Here is a 10,733-nt window from a genome sequence, read left to right on the forward strand (position 1 = left end):
TTACATTGTTGTATCCAATTTTAGGGAATTCGAGATGTTTTTTTCGATTTTCCATTGAAGACTTTAAAACTGAAGAAAAAAGAAAGCTGTTGCATGTGTGAAAACCTCACACATGCAACACCCCCTTCTTTTTCTCTCCAAAATGCGATATAATAATACATCACGCTATTGCTGAATCGATAGACACTGGACCGACAGAAAGGATGTGCTCATATGCTGTATGTGATCCTCATGGGAATCATTGCTTTTTTTGTCGCTGTTTTTGCTCTCCAGAACGCTATGGCTGTAGAAGTCAGTTTCCTTTTCTGGCATTTTTCTATGAGCCTGGCCTTGATCATCCTGAGCTGTCTTTTGGCGGGTTTCTTCCTGGCCAGCTTGTGGACTTTGAAAGTGAAGGCGGGCCATTATATGAAGGACCGCAGACTGAAGGAACAGCTGCGGCAGCTGGAAGATAAGAAAGCAGACTGGGAAGCACGGCAGGAAAGACAGGCTCGGCGCCCTGTGCCTCACATGGATCTGCCTCGGACGGAACGCAAGGGGAAAACCTACGACCCGGCCCAGGACCAGGATCCCATCATCAAGCCGTTCCGGCCGAAGGAGTAAAGAGCAGGAGACCTATGATCTATTCGAAAATCAAGCATCTGACGGGAGCGGAAACGGAACAGATCCAGGCCCTCAGCCAGGAAATGGGGATCTCTCCCCTCTTGGCAGGGGTCTTGATGCGCAGGGATCTGACGGACCCGGAGCAGATCCGGGAATTTCTGGAAGGGAAATCCCAGCCCTATTATGATCCTTTCCGATTGAAAGATATGGACCGGGCCGTGGACCGGATCCTCCAGGCACTGCAGCAGGGCGAAGCGATGACCATCTACGGGGATTATGACGTGGATGGGACATCGGCCAGCTCCCTGCTGTATTTGTTTTTACAGGCAAGGGGAGCCAAGGTACAGGTCTACGTACCTCGCCGGGATACGGAAGGGTACGGCCTCAATGGACCGGCTCTGGAACGGATCGCCGCCTCTGGCACCCGGTTGCTGATCACCGTGGATACGGGCATCAGCGGGGCCAAGGAAGTAGCAGAAGCACCCAAGACTATGGATATCATCATCACGGACCACCACCTGGCTCCCCGGCAGCTGCCGGCGGCCCTGGCCGTAGTGAATCCCAACCAGCCTGGGGATGGCTATCCTTTCAAAGGGATCGCAGGAGTCGGTGTAGCGTTCAAGTTGTGCCAGGCCCTGGAACAGAAACTCACTGGGAATCCGGATCTCTATTGGGATGAACTGATCGAATTGGTGGCCCTGGGCACGGTGGCAGACATGGTCCCCCTCCGGGATGAGAACCGGGAAATCGTTCGGAAAGGCCTGGCCAAGATGTCCAGCAGTTCCCTCTGCGGCCTCCGCGCCCTACTCCAGGTGACGGTGGCACCCGGCAGCACCATCAACAGCGGCACCATCGGCTTCGGCTTGGGGCCCCGGATCAATGCGGCCGGCCGTCTGGATGATGCGATGACGGCCGTGCATCTCCTGACCGCCCAGGATCCGGAGAAAGCCAGGGAACTGGCGGCAGAACTGAATTCGGCCAATCAGGAACGGCAGGCGCTGAGCCAGAAAATCTTTGAAGAGGCAGAACATCAGCTGGCACGGCTGGGGAGCCCGGAATGGGGCATCGTCCTGGGAGAGGAAGGGTGGCACCCGGGGGTCATCGGCATCGTAGCTTCCCGGATGACGGAAAAGTACCATCTGCCTTCGGTCCTCCTTTCCATCAGCGGGGATACGGCCAAAGGGTCCTGCCGGAGCATCCCGCCCCTGGACTTGTACCAGGCCCTGGACCGGTGCCGGGAGCATCTGGTCCAGTTCGGGGGCCATGCCCAGGCGGCCGGCCTTACCATGAAGACCTCGGAAATCCCTGCTTTCCGGGAAGCTTTTGCCCGGACGGTAGCGGAGATGCTGGATCACAAACCCTATGAACCGGCGGCTGTGCCAGATTATTTTGTGCCGGAAGGACGGGAAGTCACTGTGGAAGCCGTCCAGGAACTGGCCAAACTGGAACCTTTCGGGGTAGGCAATCCGGCGCCGGTACTGGGGTTTGCCAAAGCCCGGATCCAGGAAGTCTCCCTCCTGGGCCGGGATCAGAACCATTTGAAGTTTCTCCTGGAACAGGGAGGGTTCCAGTACAAGGGACTCCTGTGGCAGGAAGGTCCCCGGTTCCATTCCTTTTATCCAGGGGAAGTGGCTGCTGTCGCCTTTTCTCCCCGGCTGAACACCTTCCGAGGGGTTACGGCGGTGGATCTGGAAGTATCGGCGGTAGAAGCTCCATACACCATTATTGACTGGCGGCACGAGAACCGGAATAAAGAGACAGAGTTAAATAGTATTTTACAAAAAGATAAAAAGACGGTAGTATATGGGGAGGATAGTGTTGCCCTGCAGCAAAAATTCCCGGGCATCCATAGCGCCGTTTATGGAGAACCTCTGCCGGAGGGTGTCCATACTGTGGTGTTTTATGATGGCGGGGCAGAAAAGATCCTGGCACCGGGAAGATTCCCTCTGACCAAGGATTGGCAGGGACGGCTGTATCTCCTGTACGGCCGGGAGGATCTGCTGGCCCGGAGAGATGCTCTCCGCCGGCAGTATCCCGATTTGGCCGGGATGCGGTTCTGCTATGCGGCCATCCGGAGTCGTCTCCAGCAGCAGGGAGCCTGCCAAGAAGCCCAGCTGCTCCGGCTGACCACCCGGGAAGGGTATCGGATCAGCCAGGCTGTCCTCGCTATCTTTTATGAATTGCACCTGTTCACCAGGGAATCCGGGTTGGTTTCCCTGGGCGATACAGGCCACAAGAATATGCAGGATTCCAAAGGGTTCCAGGCCCTCCAGGCGGCCTATGATGCCCATTTCCAGGAACTGAACCGCAGCTGGAAGCTGCAGCCGGCAGAAATCGCCGCTCTTTGGATGACAGGAAGGTGAGACAATGGAACAGCTCGATGACAAGCCGATCAGTGCGGAAGAATTCTATGCCCGCATCGGCAAATATTTGACCCCGCGGCAGGTGGAATTCGTCCGGGAAGCGTACAACTTCGCGGCAGAGGCCCATGCCAAGCAGAAACGGGCTTCCGGGGAACCCTATATCATCCATCCGCTGGGGGTGGCCACCATCCTGGCCCAGCTCCAGATGGATGACGTGACGCTGGCCGCTGCCTTCCTGCATGATGTGGTAGAAGATACGGATGTGACCTTGGACCAGATGGAGGATATCTTCGGCCGGGAAGTGGCCATGCTGGTGGACGGGGTCACCAAGCTGGGCAAGATCGAATATATCTCCCGGGAAGAACAGCAGGTGGAGAACTACCGGAAAATGTTCCTGGCCATGGCCAAGGATATCCGGGTGGTACTGATCAAACTGGCGGACCGGCTGCACAACATGCGGACCATGAAATACATGCCGGTGAACAAGCAGAAACGGATCTCTTCGGAGACCCTGGAGATCTATGCCCCTCTGGCCCACCGGCTGGGGATCTATGCCATCAAATGGGAACTGGAAGATCTGGCCTTCCGCTATATGGAACCCCAGCATTACTACGAACTGGTAGAACAGGTGAAGAGCAAGCGGCACGAGCGGGAAGCCATGGTCCAGGAGGCCATGGACGAACTGCGGAAACTGTGCGAGGAAGCCGGTATCAATTGCCAGATCCAGGGCCGCCCCAAGAGCTTCTACAGCATCTACAAGAAGATGCAGCGGGACCACAAGACCATCAACGAGATCTACGATCTTTTGGCCGTCCGGGTGCTGGTGGATACGGTGAAGGACTGCTATGGGGTCCTGGGGATCGTCCATGGGAAGTGGAAACCCATCCCGGGCCGGTTCAAGGACTATATCGCCGTGCCCAAATCCAATGGCTACCAGTCCCTGCATACGACGGTGGTGGCTTCCAGCGGACAGCCCCTGGAAATCCAGATCCGGACTTTCGAGATGCACAAGGTCTCTGAATACGGGGTGGCAGCTCACTGGCGGTATAAGGAAAGCGGCGGCTCCAAGATGCCCAGCTCTTCCGACAAGAGTGTGGATGCCAAGATGGCCTGGCTCCGGCAGCTGCTGGAATGGCATAAGGATATGCGGGATCCCCATGAATTCGTGGATACGGTGAAGATGGATGTGTTCTCTGACGAGGTGTTCGTCTTCACTCCCCAGGGAGATGTACTGGATCTGCCGGAAGGCTCCGTACCCATCGATTTTGCCTACCGGGTCCACACCGGGGTGGGCAACAGCTGCGTGGGGGCCAAGGTGAACGGGAAGATCGTGCCCTTGGATTACCACCTGAAGAATGGGGACATCGTAGAGATCATCACGTCCAAGCAGTCTCCGGGACCCAGCCGGGATTGGATCAATATCGTAGGATCCAGCCAGACCAAGAACAAGATCAAACAGTTCTTCAAGAAGGAACGGCGGGAAGAGAACATCGTCAATGGACGGGAAATGCTGGAACGGGAGTGCCGGCGCCTGGGGTACGATGTGAACACCATGCTCAGCTCCGACAACTTGAAGGAAGTGGCGGTCCGGTGCCATATGGACGGTAGCGTGGAGAACCTGCTGGCCGCTCTCGGATACGGCGGGCTGATGGTGAACGGGGTCATGGTGAAGCTGGTGGACCTGTACAAGAAGGCCCAGCGCCAGAACACCACCAAGAACCTGTCCCAGCTCCTCAGCGAACTGAAGCCTAAGACCGTGAAGACCCACAAGGGCAGCCACGGTATCCTGGTGAAGGGAGAGGACGACATCATGGTCAAGCTGGCCAAATGCTGCAATCCTATCCCTGGAGACCCTATCGTAGGGTACATCACCCGGGGCCACGGCGTTTCCGTCCACCGGGCAGACTGTCCCAATGTGCTGGCCAATACGGAAGATCCCAACCGGATGATCGACGTCTCCTGGAATGTGGATACGGATGCTGCCTATAAGGTGGTGCTCCGTCTGACGGCGGTGGATCAGCCCGGGGTCATGGCCAATATCATGACCGTGGCCAGCGAAACCAAAGTGAACATCAATTCCATCAATGCCCATACCAACCCCAATAAGACAGCCTATGTGGACATGGGGCTGGATATCAGCAGCCTGGACCAGCTGAACTATATCATCGGCCGGCTGCGCCGGATCAAGGGCGTCTATAAAGTGGACCGGAAAGTGTCCGGAACGTGAGGCAGTCATGAGAGCAGTGGTACAGCGGGTCAAAGAGGCCTCCGTTACCGTGGAAAGCCGCAAGGTGGGCTCCATCGGAAAGGGGCTGCTGGTCCTTCTGGGCGTGGCCCGGGGAGATACAGAAAAGGACGGAGCCTACCTGGCGGAGAAATTGGCCGGGCTCCGGATCTTTGAAGACGAAGAAGAAAAGATGAATCAGTCGGTGGCCCAGGTGGGAGGCAGCATCCTCTTGGTGTCCCAGTTCACCCTGTACGGGGATGTGCGCCATGGCAGGAGACCTTCCTTCACCCAGGCAGCGCCTCCGGAAGAAGCCAACCGGCTGTATGAGGACTTGTGCCGGAAGCTCCGGGACAAGGGGCTGACCGTAGAGACCGGGCAGTTCCAGGCCCATATGGAAGTGGCCCTGGTGAACGATGGGCCGGTCACCATCCTGCTGGACAGCGGGAAGATGTTTTAGGAGGGAAAAGGAAACTATGAAGATCTATCGGGTGGTCGTGGGACCGATCCAGGAAAATTGTTACATCATCAAGAACGAAGCCAATAACGAAGGCATCATCGTGGATCCGGGAGATGAAGCCGACCGGATCATGGATGCGGTGAAGAAGGCCGGTATCGAAAAAGTGCCCGCCATCTTCCTCACCCATGGTCACGGGGACCATATCTCCGCCCTGGATGAAGTCAAGGCGGCCACCGGCGCCAAAGTCTATATGAGCCGGGAAGATGCGCCCATGCTCCGGGTGTGGAACAGCAGCCTGTCCTATTCCACCAACCGGGACAAAAAATTCGATCCCCCCGATGCATACTTCACCGATGGGGAAAAGCTCACAGCAGCAGGCCTGGATTTCACCATCGCTGCTACCCCGGGCCATACCCGGGGCGGCGTCTGCATCATCGGAGATGGAGTGGTGTTCTGCGGGGACACAGTGTTCCTGGAAAGCATCGGCCGGACGGATCTGCCGGGAGGTTCCTATGACGCCATCCTGGATTCCATCAAGACCAAGCTGCTGGTGCTGCCCGATGACTACAAGCTGCTGCCCGGCCATGGACCGGCCACCACAGTGGGCTGGGAACGGCGCAGGAATCCGTTCCTCCAGTAAGGTCGTGAGTGCATGATGGATGTGCAACAAAAGCCCCGGGGACTGGTGGCCAAACTGCTGGCGGGCCTGGCTGGGTTCGGAGTGTTCTACCTCCTGGGCCACTGGTTCCTGCCGGTGTTCCTGGCGGTGGGGATGAGCTTCCTGCTGTATCCTATCGTGGACCGGCTGGAACGACTGAAGATCAAAGGAAGGGCCTTTCCCAATACCCTGGCGGTGCTCATCGCCTTTTTCCTGTTCGGCCTGTTCCTGTATGCAGCAGCCAATGTATTGATCGTTCCCCTAGTGACCCAGGTGAACACCCTGCTGAAAGCCATGCCGGGGCTGGCGGCCAAAGCCAACGAAAGCATCAGCCTGTTCCTGGGCAGCGAGGCCCAGAAGCTGCCGCCCAATACCCGGGAGATGCTCCAGCAGGCGGCCAGCAGCCTGAGCAGCTATATCATGGGCCTTTTGAAAGATATGCTGGCTTCCACCGTCCAGGCGGCCAAGAGCCTAGTGAGTCTGGCCCTGGTCCCCTTCCTCAGCTTCTATTTCCTGAAGGACTGGCGGACCCTGAAAAAGATGGTGGTAGGGCTCTTTGCCTATGAAAAGCAGCCTCTGGCGGACCGGGTGCTGTCGGATATGGGGCGTATGCTCTGCGCCTATGTGGACAATATGTTCAAGCTTTGCTTCGTGGCTGCTGCCTGCCTCACAGCCGGGAACTCCATCCTGGGGGTCCAGTATACCCTGGTGCTGGGCTTTCTGGCCATGATCAGCGAAATGATTCCCCTGGTAGGATCGGTGGTAGGGACCCTGGCAGCCGTGTTCATCGCCCTGCTCCAAAAGCCCTCCCTGGCCCTGAAAGTCCTGGTGCTGTATCTGGTGTACTATCAGGTGGATGCCCAGGTGATCATGCCGAACCTGATGGGGCACAGCATCACCCTGCATCCGGTGCTGATCATCCTGGCGGTGATGATCGGGGGCCAAATCGGCGGGGTGGCCGGCCTGATCTTCGCAGTTCCGGTCCTGGCCATCATCAAAGTTCTCTATGGGTACTTCTGGCATGCCGGAGAAGAAAGTCTTGAGTCAGTTGATAAAAAACAATAAACTGTGTTAAAATTAATAAGTTCAAACAAGTTCTGTGGACGGAGGGGATTTTTATGTTAACAGGGGCACCGCGCGGTACCAAAGACATTCTGCCGGGTACCATCAATGGCTGGCGCTATGCCGAACAAATCATTCGTGAAGTATGCCGGGAATTCAATTATCAGGAAATCAGGACCCCGATCTTTGAACATACCGAACTCTTCCAGAGAGGAATCGGAGACGGCACGGACGTAGTGGACAAGGAAATGTACACCTTTACGGACCGGAGCGGCCGCAGCCTGACCCTGCGTCCGGAAAATACCGCATCCGTGGTCCGGTCCTTTGTGGAAAATAAGCTGTATGCGGAACCCATGCCGCTGAAAGTGTTTTATATCGGACCTATGTTCCGGTACGACCGGCCCCAGGCAGGCCGTATGAGACAGTTCCACCAGTTCGGGGTAGAAGCCCTGGGGGCGGAATCTCCTGTGGTGGATGCGGAAGTGATCCTCTTGGCCCTGACCGTGCTGAAACGGTTCGGCCTGAAGGATCTGAAACTGAAGATCAACTCCGTAGGGTGCCCCAACTGCCGGCCCCAGCATCGGAAACTGCTCCAGGACTACTTCCGTCCGCATCTGGGCGAACTGTGCGAAGACTGCCAGAGCCGGTTCGATCGGAGCCCGCTGCGGATCCTGGACTGCAAAGTGGACGCGGACAAGCCCTTCATGGCCGGTGCCCCCAAGATCACCGACCACCTGTGCGACGAATGCCGGGCCCACTTCGAAACCGTGAAGAAACTGCTGGATGAAGCAGGGGTGGAATACGAAGTGGACAGCAACTTGGTACGGGGCCTGGACTACTACACCAAGACCGCTTTCGAAATCCAGTACGCTCCCCTGGGCGCCCAGAGCGCTGTAGGCGGCGGCGGACGGTATGACGGTCTGGTGGAAGAACTGGGCGGCCCCAGCACTCCCGGCGTGGGCTTTGCCATCGGCCTGGAACGGATCCTCCTGGCCATGGAAAAACAGAACCTGCTGCCCACCGGCAAGGAAGCCGTGGATATCTTCGCCGTCATCCCTGATGAAGGGGGCGTGGCCGATGCCTTCCGGGTGATCACCAACCTGCGGAGCAAAGGCCTTGTCTGCGATATGAACCTGGTGGAACGGAGCATGAAGGCCCAGATGAAGCAGGCCAACCGGGAACAGGCCCGTTTCGCCCTGATCTTCGGGGAAGAAGAACGGTCCCGGGGCGCTGTCACCGTCCGGAACATGGCGGACAGCAGCCAGGAAGAAGTATGTTTCGGGGCTTTGGAAGCCTATTTCAACAAATAAAGACCAGAGGTGTGAACAAGAATGAGTATGGAACGCAGTCATCATTGCGGTGACTTGAGAAAAGCAGATGCCGGCAAGACGGTTACCTTGTGCGGCTGGGTAAGCAAACGGCGTGACCACGGCGGCATCATCTTCATCGATCTCCGGGACCGTCACGGTCTGGTGCAGGTGGTCATCGACCCGGCCCACGATGAAAAAGATTTCCACAAGGCCGAAGGGGTCCGCAGCGAATATGTGCTGCAGGTCAAAGGCCTGGTCCGGGAACGGAGCGCGGAAACCGTCAATCCCCATCTGCCTACAGGGGACGTGGAAGTGGTGGTCAAGGACCTGAACGTGCTGAATCCTTCTAAGACTCCGCCTTTCTATATCCAGGATGGCATCGACGTGGATGAAAACGTCCGTCTCCGCTATCGGTACCTGGATCTGCGGCGTCCGGAAATGCAGCAGAACCTGATCCTCCGCCATCGGGTGACCAAGGCAGTTCGGGACTTCCTGGACAAACAGGATTTCCTGGAAATCGAGACCCCGGATCTGATCCGGAGCACTCCGGAAGGAGCTCGGGACTACTTGGTGCCCAGCCGGGTGAACCCTGGCAAGTTCTACGCCCTGCCTCAGTCTCCCCAGCTGTTCAAACAGCTGCTGATGATTGCCGGCATGGAACGGTATTTCCAGATTGCCCGGTGCTTCCGGGATGAAGACCTGCGGGCCGACCGGCAGCCGGAATTCACCCAGCTGGATATGGAAATGTCCTTTGTGGACCAAGATGACATCATGGCCCTCACGGAAAAACTGATCGCCTATGTGTTCAAGGAAACCCTGGGCGTGGATGTGCCCGTGCCCATGGCCCGGATGACCTGGGATGAAGCCATGGACAAATACGGCAGCGATAAACCGGACCTGCGGTTCGGCATGCAGCTGGTGAACATGAATGAAGCCCTCCAGGGGACCCAGTTCAAGGTGTTCAAGGACATCATCGAAAAGGGCGGCCTGGTGAAAGCCATCAACGTGAAGGGCTACAATAAGATTCCCCGGAGAGAACTGGACGGCCTGGTGGAATTCGTAGGCATCTACGGTGCCAAGGGCCTGGCCTGGATCATAGTCAACGATGACGGCTCCATCAAATCTCCTATCGCCAAATTCTTCTCTGACGAAGAAATGCAGCGGATCCTGGAAGCCGGCAAGGCAGAAAAAGGCGATGTGCTGCTGTTCGTGGCCGACCGGAAGCCCCAGGTGGTGGCTGCCGCTCTGGGCGCCCTGCGTCTGGAAATGGGCAAGCGCCTGGGCCTTATCGACAAGGACAAACTGTGCTTCACCTGGGTGGTGAAGTTCCCCATGTTCGAATACAGCGAAGAAGAACACAGGTATGTGGCCATGCACCATCCCTTCACCGCTCCCTGCGATGAAGATGTGGACAAGCTCCTCACTGATCCCGGTCATGTCTATGCCAAAGCCTACGACATGGTGCTGAACGGGGTGGAAATCGGCGGTGGTTCCGAACGTATCCACCGGGAAGACATCCAGAAGAAGGTCTTCGAAGCCATCGGCCTCACCGACGAACAGGCTCAGGAAAAATTCGGCTTCCTGCTGAAAGCCTTTGAATTCGGAGCACCTCCCCATGGGGGCCTGGCCTTCGGCCTGGACCGTCTGGTGATGCTCATGGCCAAACGGCCGTCCATCCGTGACGTAATCGCTTTCCCGAAATCCCAGAGTGCCATCGACCTGATGTGCCAGGCACCCAATGTGGTGGACGAAAAGCAGCTGCGGGAACTCCATATCCGGAGCACCGTGGTGAAGAAAGAAAAAGAAGAAAAGAAATAAGCAAAAGGGGCTGTTGCATACGCAACAGCCCCTTTGATAAGTGACCAGTGACAGGCAGCTTTGCTGCCCGCGACAGGGGGCGTGGATTTTTTCACACCCCCTTTTTCTGGTTCTTTGTCAAATGTTGGGGTAAGCTCCAATTCATCTACCACACACGGACGTGAGCGATTTTTGCTCACGTCTGTTTTTATTTTAATTTCACCATCGAAAGCAGTAAAATCCGAGAACGGAATCG

At 56.9% G+C, this 10,733-nt stretch carries 8 protein-coding genes; all 8 read left to right on the top strand.

Annotation, left to right across the window (positions count from 1 at the left end):
- Window positions 1–213: 213 nt before the first annotated feature.
- From ACTUHY_RS12270 to aspS, 8 genes are read left to right on the top strand one after another with little or no spacing between them, the layout of a single operon-like run.
- Complete coding sequence (locus ACTUHY_RS12270; RefSeq protein WP_442827922.1) at window positions 214–603, top strand: LapA family protein; 390 nt, start codon at window positions 214–216, stop codon at window positions 601–603.
- A 14-nt stretch (window positions 604–617) separates the two neighbouring features.
- Window positions 618–2,966, top strand: a complete 2,349-nt coding sequence (gene recJ, locus ACTUHY_RS12275; RefSeq protein ID WP_442827923.1) for a single-stranded-DNA-specific exonuclease RecJ — start codon at window positions 618–620, stop codon at window positions 2,964–2,966.
- 4 nt (window positions 2,967–2,970) lie between these two features.
- Window positions 2,971–5,193: a RelA/SpoT family protein gene (locus tag ACTUHY_RS12280; RefSeq protein ID WP_442827924.1), complete on the top strand. Its 2,223-nt coding sequence runs from the start codon at window positions 2,971–2,973 to the stop codon at window positions 5,191–5,193.
- Window positions 5,194–5,200: 7 nt separating this feature from the next.
- A complete protein-coding gene (gene dtd / locus ACTUHY_RS12285) occupies window positions 5,201–5,650 on the top strand; it encodes a D-aminoacyl-tRNA deacylase (protein WP_442827925.1) in 450 nt (149 codons plus the stop codon).
- Between the two features lie 16 nt (window positions 5,651–5,666).
- Window positions 5,667–6,290 carry an MBL fold metallo-hydrolase gene (locus ACTUHY_RS12290; protein ID WP_442827926.1) on the top strand — a complete coding sequence of 208 codons (624 nt, stop codon included), beginning with the start codon at window positions 5,667–5,669 and terminating at the stop codon, window positions 6,288–6,290.
- Window positions 6,291–6,302: 12 nt separating this feature from the next.
- Window positions 6,303–7,373 (top strand): AI-2E family transporter, encoded by a 1,071-nt coding sequence (locus ACTUHY_RS12295; RefSeq protein WP_442827927.1) that lies wholly within the window; start codon window positions 6,303–6,305, stop codon window positions 7,371–7,373.
- A gap of 53 nt (window positions 7,374–7,426) precedes the next feature.
- Window positions 7,427–8,680, top strand: coding sequence for a histidine--tRNA ligase (gene hisS / locus ACTUHY_RS12300; RefSeq protein ID WP_278674857.1), 1,254 nt, complete (start codon window positions 7,427–7,429; stop codon window positions 8,678–8,680).
- Between the two features lie 21 nt (window positions 8,681–8,701).
- Window positions 8,702–10,498: an aspartate--tRNA ligase gene (gene aspS / locus ACTUHY_RS12305; protein WP_442827928.1), complete on the top strand. Its 1,797-nt coding sequence runs from the start codon at window positions 8,702–8,704 to the stop codon at window positions 10,496–10,498.
- Window positions 10,499–10,733 lie beyond the last annotated feature (235 nt).

The sequence above is a fragment of the Acidaminococcus nyctereutis genome (assembly GCF_052216985.1).
Lineage (GTDB): Bacteria > Bacillota > Negativicutes > Acidaminococcales > Acidaminococcaceae > Acidaminococcus > Acidaminococcus fermentans_A.

Excerpts from the sequence above, each read along its gene's own strand:
- recJ (WP_442827923.1), top strand. The coding sequence starts at position 618 with ATGATCTATTCGAAAATCAAGCATCTGACGGGAGCGGAAACGGAACAG.
- ACTUHY_RS12280 (WP_442827924.1), top strand. The coding sequence starts at position 2,971 with ATGGAACAGCTCGATGACAAGCCGATCAGTGCGGAAGAATTCTATGCC.
- aspS (WP_442827928.1), top strand. The coding sequence starts at position 8,702 with ATGAGTATGGAACGCAGTCATCATTGCGGTGACTTGAGAAAAGCAGAT.
- ACTUHY_RS12270 (WP_442827922.1), top strand. The coding sequence starts at position 214 with ATGCTGTATGTGATCCTCATGGGAATCATTGCTTTTTTTGTCGCTGTT.
- dtd (WP_442827925.1), top strand. The coding sequence starts at position 5,201 with ATGAGAGCAGTGGTACAGCGGGTCAAAGAGGCCTCCGTTACCGTGGAA.
- ACTUHY_RS12295 (WP_442827927.1), top strand. The coding sequence starts at position 6,303 with ATGATGGATGTGCAACAAAAGCCCCGGGGACTGGTGGCCAAACTGCTG.
- ACTUHY_RS12290 (WP_442827926.1), top strand. The coding sequence starts at position 5,667 with ATGAAGATCTATCGGGTGGTCGTGGGACCGATCCAGGAAAATTGTTAC.
- hisS (WP_278674857.1), top strand. The coding sequence starts at position 7,427 with ATGTTAACAGGGGCACCGCGCGGTACCAAAGACATTCTGCCGGGTACC.